12 protein-coding genes and 1 pseudogene are annotated in these 18,640 nt (G+C 32.2%); 10 read left to right on the top strand and 3 right to left on the bottom strand.

Annotation, left to right across the window (positions count from 1 at the left end; all coding sequences use genetic code 11):
• Positions 1-53 precede the first annotated feature (53 nt).
• The 6 genes from ACM55K_RS04910 to ACM55K_RS04885 all read left to right on the top strand — a co-directional run bounded on the left by ACM55K_RS04910 (position 54) and on the right by ACM55K_RS04885 (position 6,210).
• Positions 54-365, top strand: a complete 312-nt coding sequence (locus tag ACM55K_RS04910) for a DUF3467 domain-containing protein (protein WP_416844038.1) — start codon at positions 54-56, stop codon at positions 363-365.
• 293 nt (positions 366-658) lie between these two features.
• The gene (locus ACM55K_RS04905) at positions 659-1,018 is read left to right on the top strand and encodes a hypothetical protein (protein ID WP_416849141.1); all 360 of its coding nucleotides are present in this window, start codon (positions 659-661) and stop codon (positions 1,016-1,018) included.
• Positions 1,019-1,135: 117 nt separating this feature from the next.
• Positions 1,136-1,375: a transposase gene (locus ACM55K_RS04900; RefSeq protein ID WP_416849140.1), complete on the top strand. Its 240-nt coding sequence runs from the start codon at positions 1,136-1,138 to the stop codon at positions 1,373-1,375.
• The gene (locus ACM55K_RS04895; protein WP_416849480.1) at positions 1,353-1,466 is read left to right on the top strand and encodes a transposase; all 114 of its coding nucleotides are present in this window, start codon (positions 1,353-1,355) and stop codon (positions 1,464-1,466) included. The genes ACM55K_RS04900 and ACM55K_RS04895 overlap by 23 nt, the downstream gene beginning before the upstream one ends.
• 127 nt (positions 1,467-1,593) lie before the next feature.
• Positions 1,594-1,725, top strand: a complete 132-nt coding sequence (locus ACM55K_RS04890) for a hypothetical protein (protein WP_416849139.1) — start codon at positions 1,594-1,596, stop codon at positions 1,723-1,725.
• A 312-nt stretch (positions 1,726-2,037) separates the two neighbouring features.
• On the top strand, positions 2,038-6,210 hold the full coding sequence (locus tag ACM55K_RS04885; protein ID WP_416849137.1) for a hybrid sensor histidine kinase/response regulator transcription factor: 4,173 nt from the start codon (positions 2,038-2,040) through the stop codon (positions 6,208-6,210).
• Between the two features lie 153 nt (positions 6,211-6,363).
• Here the strand turns inward: ACM55K_RS04885 and ACM55K_RS04880 are convergent.
• A pseudogene (locus ACM55K_RS04880) lies at positions 6,364-6,996 on the bottom strand (transposase); the annotation flags it as partial.
• Positions 6,997-7,380: 384 nt separating this feature from the next.
• On the opposite strand from ACM55K_RS04880, the gene ACM55K_RS04875 reads away from it, so the two are divergent.
• The 3 genes from ACM55K_RS04875 (at position 7,381) to ACM55K_RS04865 (ending at position 13,065) form a co-directional block, all read left to right on the top strand.
• Complete coding sequence (locus ACM55K_RS04875) at positions 7,381-10,404, top strand: SusC/RagA family TonB-linked outer membrane protein (RefSeq protein WP_416849136.1); 3,024 nt, start codon at positions 7,381-7,383, stop codon at positions 10,402-10,404.
• 18 nt (positions 10,405-10,422) lie between these two features.
• Positions 10,423-11,949: a RagB/SusD family nutrient uptake outer membrane protein gene (locus tag ACM55K_RS04870; protein ID WP_416849135.1), complete on the top strand. Its 1,527-nt coding sequence runs from the start codon at positions 10,423-10,425 to the stop codon at positions 11,947-11,949.
• Positions 11,950-12,111: 162 nt separating this feature from the next.
• Positions 12,112-13,065: a sugar phosphate isomerase/epimerase family protein gene (locus ACM55K_RS04865; RefSeq protein WP_416849134.1), complete on the top strand. Its 954-nt coding sequence runs from the start codon at positions 12,112-12,114 to the stop codon at positions 13,063-13,065.
• Positions 13,066-13,179: 114 nt separating this feature from the next.
• On the opposite strand, the gene ACM55K_RS04860 is transcribed toward ACM55K_RS04865, so the two are convergent.
• The gene (locus ACM55K_RS04860; RefSeq protein WP_416849479.1) at positions 13,180-14,769 is read right to left on the bottom strand and encodes a peptide chain release factor 3; all 1,590 of its coding nucleotides are present in this window, start codon (positions 14,767-14,769) and stop codon (positions 13,180-13,182) included.
• 188 nt (positions 14,770-14,957) lie between these two features.
• The gene (locus ACM55K_RS04855) at positions 14,958-16,400 is read right to left on the bottom strand and encodes an alpha-amylase (protein ID WP_416849133.1); all 1,443 of its coding nucleotides are present in this window, start codon (positions 16,398-16,400) and stop codon (positions 14,958-14,960) included.
• A gap of 780 nt (positions 16,401-17,180) precedes the next feature.
• On the opposite strand from ACM55K_RS04855, the gene ACM55K_RS04850 reads away from it, so the two are divergent.
• Entirely contained in the window at positions 17,181-18,608 is a 1,428-nt protein-coding gene (locus tag ACM55K_RS04850) for a peptidylprolyl isomerase (protein ID WP_416849132.1), read from the top strand.
• Positions 18,609-18,640: the final 32 nt, after the last annotated feature.

Here is an 18,640-nt window from a genome sequence, read left to right as displayed (position 1 = left end):
TCTCACCTTAACCCTCTCCTTCGGAGAGGGGAATGGAAAAAAATAAAATATTTATGAGCAATTCAAATCAACAACAAGAACAGATCAACATTGAGTTGGATGAAAAAACTGCTGAAGGGATTTATTCCAATTTGGCAATAATCAATCATTCCTCTTCAGAATTTGTTTTAGATTTTGTAAGTATCATGCCTGGTATTCCTAAAGCTAAGGTAAAATCAAGAATTGTCTTGACACCGCAACATGCCAAAAGATTGTTGAAAGCAATTGGAGAAAACATTCACCGTTTTGAAGCAGCCCACGGCGAAATAAAAGACACCGAACAACCTCCTATTCCACTTAATTTTGGTCCAGCAGGACAAGCATAGTAATAGAAAGGCTCCAGAAATGGAGCCTTTTTTTTGTTTATTTTTTTAATGAAGAGCTTTTCTTAAAAGATAATAATTTTAATCTGTTTCATTTTATCCTTATTTAAGAAGAACAGCAGAAAGATTGATTAAGGTGCCAATAATATAAATTAAGCCGTGTTCATATTCAAATTTTGTCGCTTAGACGGGTATAATGGTGGTTCATCGAAAATATTTTTTATTAGAAAGTTAATGGTATAGTTTCGTATCAGAATAAGAGAAACATCTTATTTAATTTAATAAAAAACATACAAATGAATCATTTTTCAAAACATAATAGAAATAAAAAGATTAACAACGTTTTTATGTTGTTGGTAATTATTTTATTATCTAATGTTTCTGCTTTTGGTCAATCAACTGAAAATAATTTAGCTGCTAATGCTATTGAAGTTGTAAGTGTTGCAAAGCAAAATAATGTTTCGACAAATACTACTTCTAATAATATGAATTTTGTGCTTTGGTTCATGGGTTCTAAACAAGATCCAAATAATACTATTTCTACTGAAGGTATAAATACGAAAAAACAAGTTATTACTTCTGGAACAGCTCCAAACCGTTTGTTAATCAAAGCTTTTTTGAAAAAAGCAGTAAATTTAGAGAGTTCATTAACTTAAGATTAAATTGATTTTTAATCCACATAAAAAAAGAGGCTGTCCGAAAAGTAATTTCGGGCAGTTTTTTTTGTTTTCAATCTTGATTATCAGTGTTTTTAAGTACTAAAAACACTGATAATGCAGCCCGTTTTCAAATATCATTCAGTTCATCAACAAGAACTTTTTCCGTTGAATTTAAATGATTTAATCTCAGAAAATCATTCCGCTAGATTAATAGATTGCGTTGTTGAAAGATTAGAAATCCCTGATATTATCTCACAATACAAAGGAGGTGGAACTTCTAGTTACCACCCTAAAATGCTGTTTAAAATATTATTTTACGGGTATTTAAACAATACTTATTCTTACAGAAAATAGCTCCATTAAGGAAAACATTTACTTTATGTGGCTTTCAGGTGGTTTGCAACCTGATTTTAGAACCATAAATGATTTTAGAGACAGAAATTAAAAGGAAGTATTGAAAAACTGTTCAGTCAACTCGTTGAAATGATGGTTGATTTAGAACTCATTAGTTTAGAGAAGCAATTTATCGATGGGACTAAAATAGAAGCCAATGCGCATAAATACAGTTTTGTTTGGAAAAAGCAGTTGAGAAAAATAAAGAAAGACTTCAAGGTAAAATTGATGCTGTTTTAGCAGAAATTGGTCAAGACATCGAGTCGGACATTATATGTTCTCATAATCAAAAAGATACAAAAAATAGATAGTCAGAAGTTTCAAGAAAAAATCCGTGAGATTAACCAAAGTTCAAAAAAGGAAAAGCTGCGTAAACAGCAAAACAAATCACTCGAAAAATTAGAAAGCGAACAGCTGTCAAAATTTAAGGAATACAACATGTCCCATACTGAAATAGCGACACACAATTTAATTTGTCTACCCTAAATAATTTATTGCTGTTAATGGACTAAAATACTTATTAAACATAATAATTTTAATTTGTTAGGGAAATTTAAATGATTTATATAATTTAAAGTGTTAATTTTAGCTATATTTATTTTTGAAAAAAGGGGTGTTGTAATATGAAAAAGAATTTTTTTGTTTGTTATTTAGTGTTGTTATCCATAACTGCTTGGTCTCAAAAACCAGTTGAAAAGTATAGATTTGTTAAAATAAAAGAAAGCATTTCCCAAATTGGCGTACCTACAATAATTCAAGACCATTACGGTTTTATTTGGCTAGGTACCAGTGGAGCTGGATTAAATAAATTTGACGGCAGTGATTACAAAACCTATAAATTCAAACCAAACGATCCTTCCTCCTTAAGTAATAATACTATCAATTGTTCTTATCTTGACCATAAGAACAGATTGTGGTTTGGTACGGACGAAGGACTCAATTTATACGACTACAAGAATGATTGTTTTAAAAGAATTCTTTTAACGGAATTCAATAAAAATAAAAGAAACGTTTTGGTTAAAAGTTTGAAAGGAGATAATAAGGGGAACTTATTTATTGGTACTATAGAACTAGGATTATTCAAGTTGGATTTAAATAATTTTAAGGTTGAAAAAATACCATGTCAAGAATCTAACTTAACTTCAACGATTACGATAAATGCGCTTCAGGTAGATTCTAAGGGAAAGGTTTATGCTGGAACTGATAGAGGTCTTAAAGAGTATGACGCTAAAACAAATTCACTTAGACGTTCTGTTTTTAAAAATAAAGAAGGGGTTAAGTCCATTAATGACCCTGTCCATACTTTATTAATAGAAAAAAATAATATATGGATTGGAACTGTGTCTACAGGCTTATATAAAATTAAGAGGAATGATAATAGTAATGATCATCTATTTGAGATAGATCATTTTCAAATTTCACAAAATCGTATTTTATCCATTATTAATCTACCCGACAAAACTTTAATGTGTGGTACGGAGAATGAAGGGTTATTTCATATTGACTCCAATGGGAAAATTTTAAATCATTATTTATCAAGTAAATCCGAAAGAAAAAATATTCTATGTAATTCTATTTGGTCTTTATTTGTGGATCGTAATGAACGGATATGGATCGGGTATTATAATGCAGGAATCGGTGTTTACGACAAGTTATATGATAAGTTTGAAAATCTAGAAAGCATTCCTGGTATTCCTAATTCATTACAAATAAGCTCTGTTACTGCTATTGTAAAAGATCGTTTTAATAAATTTTGGATAGCTATGGATGGTGGTGGTATCGATGTTTTTGATCCTAAATCAAGTCAGTATACTCATATTGGTTCTGCAGAAAACAAGGTGTTTTCTGGGCTGACCGATAATTATGTCGAAGCATTACTTATTGACAGTAAACAAAATATATGGGCTGGTACCTGGAATGGAGGAATATATTTTTTAAAGAATGGCGGTAAAAAATTCATTAATTACACTGTAAAAAATTCAGGTGGAGGTTTAGCCTCCAATAATATTATAAGTATTACGGAAGATTTAGAAGGAACTATTTGGTTTGCTAGTCGGGATAAAGGGCTGCATTCGTTCAATCCAGCTACAGGAAAATTTATAAATCACAGATCGGAGCCATTTTTAAAATCTGGTATTTCAGATAGTTATGTGTCTAAAATATTGTTTGATAAAAAAGGTAATCTTTGGGTAGCGACAACAAATATAGGTTTGTTTAAGATTAAAAAGTTAGCAGGGAATACGTTTTCTATAGTATCAATGGCTAATAGGATGGCTAAAGAATTTAAAAATTATGCGAAAACGAACGTTATTTTGTCACTATACGAAGGAGAAGACGGTTCAATATGGATTGGAACAAAAGGAGCTGGTTTGTGTAAATATAGTGGTAAAACAGATCGTTTTAAATGGTATAACAAAGGAAGTGGTTTAGAAGCCGATAATATAGTGGGTATTATTGGAGATTTAAAGGGAAATATTTGGCTAAGTTCAAATTCAGGGGTTACAAGATTTGACGTTAAAACCAATACGTTTACTAGGTTTACAAAAAATGATGGACTTCTTTCTAATGATTTTAACCGAAATGCTGCTTTTAGAGATGAACAAGGAATTATTTATTTTGGTAATTATTTTGGATTAGATTATTTCAACCCTTCAAATATAATAGTTAATAATGTTTTACCATCGTTATATTTAACAGGTTTTAAGTTATTTAATAAAACGGTTAAGACAAATCAGAAAGGGTCCCCCCTTCAAAGCGTTATTGGTGAAACGAAGAGTATTACTTTAAATAATACAGAATCTGTATTTACTATTGAATATACAGGTATTAACTATACAAGACCCGAAAAAAATCAATATGCTTATTATCTTGAAGGTTTGGAAAAATCATGGAATTATGTTGGTAGATTAAAAAGTGCCACGTATACAAATTTGGAACAGGGTAATTATATATTCAAATTAAAATCTGCCAATAGTGATGGTAAATGGAATAAAGAAATATTAGAACTAAAAATAACTGTTTTACCACCTTGGTGGAAGTCAAATATAGCTTTGTTCTCTTATGTTGTTTTCTTGCTTTTGGGGGGCTATTATTTTAATAAGATGATGCTTAGTAGGTTGAATAAAAATAAAGGAATCATTCTAGAACAAAATAAAAGAGTGCAAGAAAAGGCTTTAAATGAAAAAAAGTTTCAGTTTTTCACTAATATATCCCATGAATTAAGAACACCTCTTACCTTAATTATGAACTCTATTGACGATATTATTAGAGATGATACCTTAAACCTTGCAACACGAACAAAAGAAAAGCTTAATATTATTCATAAAAACACCAATAGACTTTATAGATTGATTAACGAGCTATTAGATTTTAAGAAACTGGAATCAAATAAATTAAAGGTTAAAGCTGTGAAATTAAATTTAGTGGATTTTATTAAAGATGTTGTAATCCATTTTAGAGAAGAATTATCTATCAAAGGAATAGAATTTGATCTAGATTCAGATGTAGCAGATCTATCAATTTGGAGTGATGCAGATATGTTGGAAAAGATTATTTTCAATATACTATCAAATGCGATTAAGGTTACACCAAATGGTGGGACAATCAATATCAATCTTCAATCAACGGATAAGTTATTCCATTTACCTTTAGTGAATAAAACTGAGGGGGTAAAAGCGGTAGAGATTATTATTTCTGATACGGGTCCGGGCATTGAAAAAGGAGAATTGGAAAAAATATTTGAGCGGTTTTATCAAGTTGAAAATTTAAATAAAAGTTATTACGGAGGTACAGGAATTGGTTTAGAATTGGTTCGAGATTTTGTTAGGTTACATAAAGGCGAAATTGAAGTTGACAGTAAAGTAGGAGAAGGAACTACTTTTACAATCATATTGCCAATAGGTAAGTCTCATTTTGATGATAATGAAATACTTTTAGATAGTGTAGAGGTTCAAGTTAAAAAGGAACAAGCACTTACAAGTTTTGAAAAAGAAAAAGAAAAGGAAAAGGGAATTGATATAGAGGAAAATCTACATAAATACACATTGTTAATAGTAGAAGATAATTACGAACTTAGAGATTATTTAAAAAAAGAACTTGAAAATGAGTACAAGGTTTTAGTTGCTAATAATGGGAAAAGTGGAATTGATTTAGCTAATGAGTTTCTTCCGGATATTATATTAACAGATGTCATGATGCCAGAGATGGATGGGTTCGATTTTTGTAAAAATATAAAGAGAGATTTAAGAACAAGTCATATACCTGTATTAATGCTTACTGCCAAAACTGAAATCGAAGATAGAATAGAAGGTATTGAAGTGGGTGCAGATGCTTATATGGTTAAGCCTTTTGATATGAGGCTATTAAGGTTGCGCTTGTCCCAGTTAATAACTAGCAGGCAGTTAATTTTTAATAAATATTTTAGTTTAATTAGTACAGTGCCTGAGGGAATTAAAACATTATCCTTAGATAAAGAATTTATTGAGAAAGTGTTAAACTATATTAAAGAGAATATAAGTAATCCGGATTTAAATGTAGAATCACTTGCTACTCAATTAAAATTGAGTAGAAGCCAATTTTATAGAAAAATTAAAGTGCTCACCAACCAGACCGCTAATGAGTTTTTAAGAAATGTTCGACTTCAAAAAGCAAAACAAATTTTGGAAAAGGACAATGTAAGTATAAGCGAAGTATGTTATAAAACTGGATTTTCTTCCCCTTCTTATTTTACAAAATGCTTTAAGAGTTATTTTGGTATATTACCTACAGATGTTAAAATCAATAAAAACGAGCTTTGATGATTGGTTTAGTCGATTAGAAAATCAGTGTAGAATCCTCATTTTTAAACCCACTAAGTGCAATATTCCAAAAAGGGTGTAAGTTGAAATGGATATGTAATAAAAATGACACGCTCCCCAAAAGTGTGTAAGTTAAAAAGTTAGGCTTCGATTTTATAATCGGAGCCTTTTTTTAATATAAGGATAAATTGGTTTAAAACAATTGCCCAATTTTGAATCGGCATGAACTATTTTTTGGTTACTTCTCTTAAAGCCAAAAAAATACTGATTTTAGAACTGCCTAATCCGTAGGGAATGGCAATTTGTTTTTGGTGTGTTTTCGGATTTTACCAATAAGATTTTCAATTAAATTGTAGCATAAATGATTTTTCAGATTACAATTGTAAAGTCAAAAAATACCGTTAGCTCCTCCCAGTTATCGTGCCAGGATTTGAGAACATAAAAATATTTACTTTCCCATTTGTCGGTAAAATCGTTTAAAGTCAGCTCTGCGGCTTTTTTGGTTGGAGCGTTATGATAGTTTCATATCGGCAGTAAATTGATTACGGTTCTTCCCCTATTTGTGTTTTGGATATCGGAAAAACACTTCTGTCTTCAACAACACTAGTTTTTAAATCGGTTAAGAGATTCATCCAAAAACTGCTGCTTTCGTATTTGCCGAACCGCATCCCCAAATCTTCTTTTTTATCCTTTTCTGTTGGGGCGTAAGGTTTAAAAGGTGGTTTTGTTGATGACTTTTGAGCCTTCTCTAACATTAAAAACAATGCAATCCATCCAAATAATTAATTAAAGGCCTTCTATGATCTATTGGATATATAAATCAATCAATTATAGAATCGAATTATGATAGAAGGTCGTTTATAAAGGGATATTTATAGTTAAAATGGAATTTAAGACTATAAAAATTGTTGCATCGACTATAAAAATATCGCTTAAAGGTTAGTTAAATAGGTAATAGCTTTAAAAATTATAGTTATTGCTTTAAAATTGATATTTTAATTTTTGGATTTTCTTAACATTTGTCGAACTATGGAATTTAAATTTTCTTAATGGAATTAATTTGTTGAAATACTACTATTTAGATGCTCTCATTGCATTTTTATTATTCACATTGATCCTTTTTTTAAAATTAAATCTCATAGTACTAAAACTAACCAAAAAAAAATTTTTATGAAAAACAAACTGCTAAAAAAACTAATACTTCCAGTATTCTTATTATTTGGAAGTATTATTTATGCTCAATCAGTATCGGGTACTGTATCCGATAAAACAGGTCCTATTCCAGGTGTTAATGTATCGGTTAAAGGTACTGCTGCAGGAACACAAACAGATATTAATGGGGCTTATGAAATCAATGCTAAGAATGGAGATGTTCTAGTCTTCACTTTTATAGGTTTTAAATCTCAAGAGATTAATTATAAAGGGAAATCTCCAATTAATGTAGTGTTGGAAGAGGATTCAGCTGTTTTAGACGAAGTTGTGGTTGTAGGTTATGGGGTAAAGAAGAAAAGTTTAGTAACAGGGGCAATTTCTAGTATTAGTGCTGCTGATATTCAAAATTCTTCGTCAGCACGTGTTGAGTCTGTGTTGCAGGGTAAAACATCAGGTGTTACCGTTGTGTCTTCTTCTGGGGCTCCAGGTTCTGGTTCTAAAGTTAGAATTAGAGGTGCTGGTTCTAATGGAAATTCAGATCCATTATATATTGTTGATGGAATGAAAGTAAGTTCTATAGATAATATTTCTCCAAATGACATTGCTAACATGGAGGTTTTAAAAGATGCAGCATCTTCTGCAATTTATGGTACACAAGGAGCAAATGGAGTTATCATTATTACAACTAAACAAGGTAAGCCTGGAGAAACAATAGTTAGCTACAGTACTCAATTAGGTACTCAATCCGTTAGGTCTAATATGAAGTTGATGAATGCGTCTCAATTTGTAACCTATTTCCAAGAGGCAGGAAGAACCCAGATAGTTGATAACGGCATTAATACAAATTGGATCGATGAAACTTTTAAAAATGCCGCTACACAAAGACATGATTTAAGTATCTCTGGAGCTAACGAGAAAACGTCTTTCTATTTTTCAAGTTCATATATGGATCAAGATGGTGTTGTTGGTAAAGATTCAAACTATAAAAGATTTACAGGAAGACTTAATCTTAAAACTCAAGTCAATGATTGGCTAGAATTAGGTTCTAATATAACCTATTCAAATATAGGGTCTTCGCCTATTACTGAAGATAATTCAACAGCTGGAGTTGTAACTCAAGCTTTAGTTATGGATCCATTAACGCCAGTGATTTATGCAGGAACTTTACCACAAAGAGCTTTAGCTGGAGTAGCTGCAGGAACAGCTATGACAGATGGTAATGGGAATGTTTACGGATACCCAACTTATGCAACGGGTGAGGCTGTCAACCCTGTGGGATTAGCAAATTACACATTTAGAGGAGGTATTGATACGGATAAAATTTTAACATCGGTGTTTGCTAAATTGAATTTAGCGGAAGGTTTATCATTTACCTCTAGATTCGGATATGAAAGAACCAATACGTTTGATAATAGATGGACCCCTATTTGGGTTGTATCGTCAGAAGCTCAAAATCCTACTGTAACATTAAACAATCAGATTTCAAGAAGTTCAAAATGGTTATGGGAAAATTTTGTGAGCTACACTAAAGAATTTGGTAATCATAATATAACAGGATTATTGGGGTATTCATCTGAGAAAACTAAGAGTCCATTTTATTCTTTACGCGGATCGCAAATTCATGATCAAACGGACCAATTTGCATACTTTGACTATGCAAACCGAGATAATGATGTAATTGGTGGTAGTATTGTTGAAAAAAGGGGAAGCTCAGTTTTTGGAAGAATTTCATATGATTATATGGGTAAATATTTATTAGAAGGCTCGTTGCGTAACGATACCTCTAGTTTTTTTCCGACTTCAAAAAAATCGGGGTATTTCCCGGCAGCTTCTGCAGGATGGTTAGTATCTAAAGAAAATTTTTGGGCAGAAGGCTCTAAAATTGATTATCTAAAACTACGAGCTAGTTGGGGACAAAATGGTAGTGATAACAATTTAAGTACTTACATAAGCAGTTTAATATTTCAAACTGTAGCAACAGAAACTGCTTTAACAGTTCCAGTTGTTTACGAAGGTGCAAGTGGTATTACTCCAGGGAATTTACCAAATACTAATTTAGAATGGGAACGTTCTGAACAATTGGATTTGGGCTTAGATTTACGAGCATTAAATAATAGGTTAAATTTTTCAGTTGATTATTATGTTAAAACAACTAAAAATTTACTTCTTGTAAATGGAAATATCATTGCGCCTCCATCTTTAGGTGTAGGAGTTCCTTCTATTAATGCAGGAACAGTTGAAAATAAAGGTTTTGAATTTGAAATGGGGTACAGTGATAAAACAGCGGGTGGTTTTAGTTATGGCATAGACCTTAATTTGTCAACCTTGCATAACGAAGTTACTGATATCAATTATGTAGGTGATAATGGTTTTATAATAGGTGCACTTGCACCACAAAATAATGATGGTGTAACTCGTTTTCAAAAAGGATTACCATTATGGTATTTCTATGGATATAAAACTGACGGTATAGATCCTGCAACAGGAAAAATAAATATTGTAGACACCGATGGTGTAGCTGGAATCACATCAAACGATAAAACAAAAATTGGTTCTCCTCACCCGGATCTTCTTTATGGAGGAAATATTCAATTTGGATATAAAGGTATTGACTTAAACATTAGAGTTCAAGGTACGCAAGGGAATGATATTTTTGAAGCTTACCACCAGACTTCAAGACCGATTACCAATAAACCAATTCAATTTTTTAATGGTAGATGGCAACAGGCAGGAGATATTGCATCTTATCCTGCTGCGCAATATGCAACATCTGCATATGATACTGATTTAGTAGTAAATGATGGTTCTTATATGAGAATTAAACAAATTCAATTAGGATATAACTTCTCTAAAGAAGTATCTAATAAGTTGAAATTGAATAAACTAAGAACTTATGTGTCTTTAGACGACTATTTTACCTTTACTAAATACAATGGTTTGGATCCTGAAGCAGGAAGTTTTTCTGATAATAGTATAGGGGTAGATAGAGGATTTTATCCAATAGCTGCTAAAATATTATTTGGTTTGTCACTTGAATTTTAATAAAATAAAACATTAAATATGAAAAAAATAATATATAGTGTTATGGTTATATTTTTAATAACTGTATCATGTAGTTCAGATTTTACGGAGGTAACTCCGGTAGGTGTGCTGGAGAGTACAACTTTCTTTAATAGTGAAAGTAATACGGAAGAAGCTTTAATTGGATTGTATGACCTTGTGCAATTTAATAATGCTCAGGCCTGGAATTCAGCTTTTATAATTAAAGTACTGCCGGGTGATGAGGCTAATGCCGGTGGTGGTAATGCAACAGATCAAAAACAATTACAAGAAATTGATGATTATACAAATATATCTATTTCTAATCCCTCTTTGGAAGGTGTTTGGAATAAGGAATATAAAACAATTGCACTTGCAAACACTATTATAGAAAAGGTTGAAGCAGGAAGCTTGAGCAATAAGACTTTTGCAATTGCAGAAGCAAAGTTTATGAGAGCTTGGTGTTATTTTGAGCTAACAACTATGTGGGGTGCTGTGCCTTTGCGTTTAGAAAATCCCACAACAATTAGCGCTGAAGCTTTTGCCAAACCAAAAAGTCCAAGAGCAGAAATTTATGCTCAAATAGAAGCTGATTTAGTTGTAGCTATTGCTGGTTTGCCAGATAAAAGCGCGGTTAAAAATAATTTTAGAGTTTCAAAAGGAGCTGCTCAAGCATTACTAGGGAAAGTTTTGGTTTTTCAAGGGAAAACTCTTGCTGCAATTCCTTATCTAAAAGCTGTAATAGATAATCCCGCTCATGGTTTAGAGTCAGACGTTTCAAAAGTTTGGTTAAAAGATTCAGAATTTGGAAAAGAGTCTTTATTCGAAGTAGGCTTTCTTACTACAAAAGGGTATGATGCGAATAATGCAAATCTTGCTGGTCGTAATGAAAGTAACATATTTATACAATTAATGGGTGCTCGTGGTGATGGTTACTTTAATTTGACGGGTACTGGATTGAGTAATGGATGGGGCTTTAACTTGCCAACAGCAAAAATATTAAATGCTTTTGATGCTGCAGGTGATGTAACTCGTAAGAAAGTTACGGTAATGAGTGAAGCGGAACTTAATGCATTTGGCGGAAGTTTAACTGGCAGCCCTTGGGACTATGAAGGAGGTATCAGAACAAAATATGCTGCACGTGCTTCAGAAACAAGCAGTACCGGCAACGCCTCTCGTAATTATGGTACAAACTTCAGATTATTTAGATTTGCTGAAGTATTGTTGCTTGCGGCCGAAGCTTATAATAAGGAAGGACAAGATGACAAAGCGAGAATAGAATTAAACAAAATTAGAAATAGAGCTGGATTAGCTGCTGTGTCTTCGACCTTAACAGGTGCAAATTTGTTTAACGCTATTGTAAATGAAAAATTCTTGGAGTTAGCTTTTGAAGGACAGCGTTTTTGGGATTTAGTTAGATGGGGAAGAGCTACTGCAGAGTTATCAAGTAAAGGATATACTGCTAAAAATAATTTATATCCAATTCCTGCATCAGAAATTGCTAAAAATAAAGCACTAACGATTGCAGATCAAAATCCAGGTTATTAATATAATTTGTTAAGTTTGTTTGTTAATGGTGGCTGCCCGAAAAGTGATTTTCGGGCAGTTTTTTTATAAAAAAAGTACACTTTTGTGTAAAATGATTATCGAATCTTTTAAAATTAGTTCCATTATTTTTTATTTTTAAATTAATACTCTAAAATATTTACTATGAAACGTCGTCAATTTCTTCAAAGCACAGCTCTATTTTCTGTAGCAACTTTATTAAACGCAAATGAAATGTTTGCCAAAACTCCATTAGTCAATATACTAGGATTAGGTTTATTCTCTATACCAAAAATGTTAGAAAACAACTTTGATAGTACTTTTGCTATGTTAGCTGAAATGGGATACAAAGAAGTGGAATGTTTTGGGCCTTATGAATTCAGTACTGAAAAAGCAAAAGCTTCATGGAATTCTGTTACACCTAGACTAGGATTTAAAGGGAGTGGCTTCTTTAATAATACAGCTTCTGGTTTTTTTAAAGCAGCAAAATCAAATGGTATCAGTATTCCTTCTATGCATACTGATTTTGATACACTTTCAAATAATATGGGACCATTGGCGGAAGCCGCTCATTTAATTGGGGCAAAATATGTGGTACTTCCTTCCATTCCCGATATTGAAAGAAAAAACTTGGACGATTACAAACGAGTAGCAGAAAAATTCAATTCAATTGGTGCTGAAGCCAAGAAAGAAGGAATTCGTTTTGCCTATCACAATCATGGTTATGGTTTAAACAAGGTGAATGGAGTTATGCCATTAGATATTATTTTTGACCAAACAGACCCTAGCTTGGTTTATTTTGAAATGGATATTTATTGGACAATAGCCGGTGGCGCAGATCCTGTCGAATTATTCAAAAAGCACAAAGGCCGGTATAAAATGATGCATATAAAAGACATGAAAGAAGCAAAAAGATTCTCAGGAGATGGTGGTGATGTTTCACAACGGATTAGCCTTTATCCATATATAACTTCATGTGGTGAAGGCGTGCTGGATTTGCCAAAAATACTTACTGCTGCAAAACAAAATGGTGTTGAGCATTTCTTCGTTGAGCAAGATATGGTACAAACTCCTGAAATAGCATTGAAAAAAAGTATTGATTATTTAAAGACTCTTTAAATTTATAATCGTAATTTTTTAAAAGAGAAGAAGCACATATTAAAAATTGAAAAGCCTCTTCAGTAATGAAGAGGCTTTTTTTATGTTCGCTATTTCAAGCGTATGTTTTGCTATTTATTCAAATTCCGAGGTGAAAAATAATTTGACATTTGGATATTTATTCTGAGTCATTTGAATTGTAAAATCAGAATCAGCTAGAAATACTAATTGTCCATATTTATCATGTGCCAGGAATTTTTGTTTGATTCTCCTAAATTCTTTAAATTCATCACTTTTTAAATCATTTGGTTTTACCCAACACGCTTTATGAACTGGGAAATTCTCATACGTACATTTTGCACCGTATTCATGTTCTAAACGATATTGAATAACCTCATATTGAAGTGCGCCTACAGTTCCAATGATTTTTCTGTTATTCATTTCTAAGGTGAATAATTGTGCAACACCCTCGTCCATTAACTGATCAATTCCTTTGTCGAGCTGTTTGGCTTTCATCGGATCGGCATTATTTATATATCTGAAATGCTCCGGTGAGAAACTAGGAATTCCCTTGAAGCTCATGATTTCACCCTCAGTCAATGTATCTCCAATTTTAAAATTTCCAGTATCATGTAATCCTACAATGTCGCCAGGATAGGAGATATCCACGATTTCTTTCTTTTCAGCAAAGAAAGCATTTGGACTGGAGAATTTTAAATTCTTTTTTTGGCGGACGTGATAATACGGTTTGTTTCTTTCAAAAGTTCCGGAAACGATTTTTATAAAGGCCAGACGGTCTCGGTGTTTTGGATCCATATTAGCGTGGATTTTAAAAACAAAACCAGTCATTTTTTCTTCTTTTGGGTCAACTAGTCGAGTTTCTGAATCTTTTGGTCTTGGTGATGGAGCTATTTGCACAAAACAATCCAGTAACTCTCTTACTCCAAAATTATTCAATGCCGAACCAAAAAATACAGGTTGTAATTTCCCGTCTAAATAATCCTGACGATCAAATTTTGGATATACTTCGTCAATAAGTTCTAATTCTTCACGTAATCTGTCAGCAGGTTTTTGACCGATTATTTTCTCTAATTCTGGATTTTGAACATCAGAAAAAGCAATAGTCTCTTCAATGTTTTTGCGACTGTCTCCACTAAATAAGTTGATGTTTTGTTCCCAAAGATTATAAATTCCTTGAAAGTCATATCCCATTCCTATTGGAAAACTTAACGGAGTAACTGTTAAACCCAGCTTTTGCTCTACTTCATCCATTAAGTCAAAAGCATCTTTTCCCTCTCTGTCTAATTTATTGATGAATACAATAATTGGAATTTTTCGCAATCTACAAACAGCGACTAATTTCTCCGTTTGTTCCTCAACACCTTTGGCAACATCAACTACAACAATAACGCTGTCAACAGCTGTTAAGGTTCTAAAAGTGTCCTCCGCAAAATCCTTGTGTCCCGGAGTATCTAGAATATTTATCTTTTTGTCTTTATAATTGAATGCCAAAACCGAAGTAGAAACCGAAATTCCTCTCTGACGTTCAATTTCCATAAAGTCACTGGTAGCGCCTTTTTTGATTTTGTTGTTTTTTACAGCACCTGCTTCTTGAATGGCTCCACCAAAAAGGAGTAGTTTTTCAGTAAGTGTTGTTTTTCCGGCATCAGGATGTGAGATAATCCCGAAAGTTCTTCTGCGTTGTATTTCTTCTAAAAAGCCCATATTTGTATAAATAGTTTGCAAAAGTACTATTTATAAATGCCAATTAAAAAAATAGTATACTCTTAATTGATTATATGAATTTTGAAGAGGATATTCTTTTAATTTTTAAGATCAATTATAGAATTTTGAAGCTGTTGACCTATAAAAAAAGGGCTACCTTTTCAGGTAGCCTTTAGAATAATTGTAGATTACATGTTAATGGACCAAACGGAATACCCATTTGGGGGACACTGAATTTTTACCCATGTGTCTCCTTGGGTTGTAGGTATCCAAGTTGAGTTACCGGTAAAATCTTTGATTTGAGCATTAGCCCAATTTGTAGGAACCCATCTTTCTTGCCAAGTGGATGAATTATTAATATAAACGATTAATCCTGGATTTCCATTATAGCCGTTTCTTCGAGCAATATACTCATCCGTATCTGCATATAAAATAGAAGTCGTGCCAGTTGCTTTATTGTTGTGAATCCAAATCAGGTTGTTCATTTTTGTTTTATTCAGCCATTCTTCATAATCTCTGTAAAAAATAGTTGGATACCCTTCATGTGTAAGAATATAAGCATACGCTAATTCTTTTTTCCAAATTTCATCTGTGTCATGATTGGTAACGAAAGTAACCGCTTTGTATGGGTTTCTTTTCCACATCATATCATCATTCAATAAAGCAAGGTTGTTTCCGTCAAATGCGTCGTTCATTTTATAATAACAAGCAAAATCAAATACAGAACTATTGGCGTTGTTCGCCCAATCATTCAATGTGTTTACGTTTGAATCCCATAATTCTCCAACAGAAAATCCGCCGACATTTGCATTCCAACTGTTAATAACCCAAGGACCAAAACCTTTTACATAATCAAATCTCCAGCCATCAAAGTGCATGGTGTTTTTATAGTATTTACCCACGCCATCAGCTCTTTTCCAAAGCCAGTCTTGTACATTAGGAACTACATGTGCTAAATCTGGGAATCCTCCAAAAGCGCCTTCGTCATTATTTGCATAGGAATTTTTATAAAAATCAGCACTGGTTCTTGGGAATTTTCCTGAAGCTACACCGGTAAAATTAGTGTAGGTTTGTGTTCCTGTGAAAGGATTGTTTTCTAATTGTCCACCGCTATTGTGATTAATTACGATATCAGCATATACTTGCATGTTTTCAGTATGTGCTTTTGTTATTAAACTTTCTAATTCGGTGCGTGAACCAAATCTGGTTTCTACAGAACCATTTTGATTATAATCTCCAAAATCAAAATAATCAGTTGGGTCGTATCCCATTGAAAATGCACCATTTTGTGCTTTTGATACTGGAGGAAGCCATAGGGAGCCGATACCTGCATTAGACCATTCGGTCACTTTGGTATTGACGGTATTCCACCAGGTTCCTCCCGAAGGTACGTCCCAATAAAAGGCTTGCATCATAACGCCACCTCCGGGATTTGCTACATATTTTCCTGTTAATGAAGTAGTTGTTTTTCCAGTACTAAATGGATGCCCATCATGATGCGTTACGTCTATTACATTGAATTGTGAAGCTGCTGCAGGCGAATCTGTTACTACATCATCATTTGAACTGCACGAATAAAAGCCAATGAATAAGGCTGATAAAAGATAAATTTTGAAATTTTGTTTTTTCATAAAATAAATAATTTAGGTTAAATAATAGATTTGGTTAATAGCAATGAATAATAGAGTAGGATATTAATTCTATAGCATGTGGGTTTTGGCCTTTTTTATTGGTTTAAGGTTGAAGATGAAAACTCAAATTTATTAAAATGATAGTAAGTGAATTAAATAAATGCATTAAATGTAATTTCACGCTATTTATTTGAATAAAATGTTATTTTTTTGCTAATTTATGCAAATTCTTACACGATATGTGTAAGGGTTATTTTAATTCTTTACGAAAACGTAATAGTGTTAAAAACTTTTTAAATAGGAGCCTTAAAATGAGAATTTTAGGCCTCTTTTTGAGTTTTTTTATGTTGTCTAATAAAGTGTTTTAAGGATTTTGAGTCCTATTTAAAGATTTCAAAACAAGTTCGCCTCGGAAATAAATAATTCAAAAAAGAATAGAAGCCAAAAAGATAAAAGAGGGAGTCGATTTAAATAGGTGTATTTAAACTATTTCATTTAGTCTTTAAAGTGCACTTTTAATACGATTTATAAAGTAAATAAGGCGATAGATAAATGCGTTTATAAATTTTTGTTAATAGTAGTAAGGAAACTTGTATTATGTAATTGAATTGTTATTTTTGTTCGTTTTAAATTTAAAGATTTGAAAGTAATTGTATTGTTAAATTCAATTCATTTCTTGATTCTTAAAGTGTATATTTGGCCAAAATTAATATACTCTTTCTCATTCAGATTTAAAGACAGGAAAAACAACGATACTTTACGATAAAAATAAATTAAAAAATGCCATTTAAAAAAATACAAATGAAATTCATAAATAATAAAATTGTACTTTCTTTTTTTCTTTTGCTTTTTTCATGTGTGATTACCAGGGCACAAGAAATTATTAAAGATAGTGCGGTTGTTACTACTAATAAGATACAATCCAATCAAAAACAAAAAATTGACGGTGTAATTGCTACAGTTGGAGATTACATTATATTAGACTCAGATATTGATAAATCTTATTTAGAAATTTCGAGTCAAGGGGGGTCTGTAAAAGATATTACAAGATGTCAAATGTTAGGAAAATTACTTGAAGATAAATTGTATGCGCATCAAGCGATACAAGATAGTGTTAAAGTGTCGGATTCCGAAGTAAAAGGGATGATGGAGGATCGAGTAAACTATATGGTTGAGCAATTGGGATCTTTGGATAAAGTAGTTAAGTATTATAAAAAAAATTCTGAAGAAGAGTTTAGAACTTATTTCTTTGATATTCTAAAAGAACAGAAGCTTACTTCAGAGATGCAAAAGAAGATTATTGATGCGGTCGAAATAACACCTGAAGAGGTTCGTAATTTTTTCAAAACTATACCTGCGACTGAGCTTCCAGTTTTTGGTGCGGAAATGGAAGTAGCACAAATCGTTATTAAGCCTAAAGTTTCCGAGGCTGAAAAACAAAAAGTGATTGACAAATTAAATAGTTTCAAAAAAGAAATTCAGGAAGGTTCCAGTTTTGCAACTAAAGCAGTTCTATATTCGCAAGATCCCGGTTCAAGATCTAATGGAGGGTATTATAAAATGAATCGTAAAACGCCTTTTGTCAAGGAATTTAAAGATGTTGCTTTCGGACTTGCCGAAGGAGAAATATCTGCTCCATTTGAAACGGATTTTGGGTATCACATTATATATGTAGAAAAAATAAAAGGACAGGAAATAGAATTGCGTCATATTTTATTGACTCCAGCAGTTTCTGAAGAATCACTGAAAGAGGCTAAAGAAAAAATTACTTTAATTAGAAAAAGAATTGAGGATAAGGAAATAACTTTTGCGGAGGCAGCAAGAACGTTATCTGAAGAAAAAGAAACCAGAGCAAACGGTGGAGCATTAATCAATCCAAAAACACAGGATACTCGTTTTGAATTAACAAAAATGGATCCTAGTTTATACGGACAAGTTTCCAATTTGAAAGAAGGAGAAGTTACTGCGCCATTCATCGAAGATGAGCAAGGAAAGAAAAAATTCAAGTTGATTACCGTAACCAATAGAATAAACGAACATACGGCTGATTATGCTAAGGATTACATCAAAATTAAAGACTTAGCGCTGAAAGAAAAACAAATCAAAGCGATTGGAAAATGGTTTGATGAGAAAATCAAAGAAACCTACATTAAAATTATCGGTGAATACAGAGATTGTGCTTTTACAAACAACTGGTTGAAAAAATAATTTTTATAAAATAAATAAAAAGAGTTAGCTTT

The organism is Flavobacterium arabinosi, from assembly GCF_048158725.1.
GTDB lineage: Bacteria > Bacteroidota > Bacteroidia > Flavobacteriales > Flavobacteriaceae > Flavobacterium > Flavobacterium arabinosi.
This window is presented reverse-complemented; position numbering and strand designations above follow the sequence as displayed.

What these genes read in the sequence shown, in the direction of transcription:
- ACM55K_RS04870 (WP_416849135.1), top strand. Translation starts at nt 10,423, where the DNA reads ATGAAAAAAATAATATATAGTGTTATGGTTATATTTTTAATAACTGTA.
- ACM55K_RS04850 (WP_416849132.1), top strand. Translation starts at nt 17,181, where the DNA reads ATGCCATTTAAAAAAATACAAATGAAATTCATAAATAATAAAATTGTA.
- ACM55K_RS04875 (WP_416849136.1), top strand. Translation starts at nt 7,381, where the DNA reads ATGAAAAACAAACTGCTAAAAAAACTAATACTTCCAGTATTCTTATTA.
- ACM55K_RS04905 (WP_416849141.1), top strand. Translation starts at nt 659, where the DNA reads ATGAATCATTTTTCAAAACATAATAGAAATAAAAAGATTAACAACGTT.
- ACM55K_RS04885 (WP_416849137.1), top strand. Translation starts at nt 2,038, where the DNA reads ATGAAAAAGAATTTTTTTGTTTGTTATTTAGTGTTGTTATCCATAACT.
- ACM55K_RS04860 (WP_416849479.1), bottom strand. Translation starts at nt 14,769, where the DNA reads ATGGGCTTTTTAGAAGAAATACAACGCAGAAGAACTTTCGGGATTATC.
- ACM55K_RS04900 (WP_416849140.1), top strand. Translation starts at nt 1,136, where the DNA reads ATGCAGCCCGTTTTCAAATATCATTCAGTTCATCAACAAGAACTTTTT.
- ACM55K_RS04855 (WP_416849133.1), bottom strand. Translation starts at nt 16,400, where the DNA reads ATGAAAAAACAAAATTTCAAAATTTATCTTTTATCAGCCTTATTCATT.
- ACM55K_RS04910 (WP_416844038.1), top strand. Translation starts at nt 54, where the DNA reads ATGAGCAATTCAAATCAACAACAAGAACAGATCAACATTGAGTTGGAT.
- ACM55K_RS04865 (WP_416849134.1), top strand. Translation starts at nt 12,112, where the DNA reads ATGAAACGTCGTCAATTTCTTCAAAGCACAGCTCTATTTTCTGTAGCA.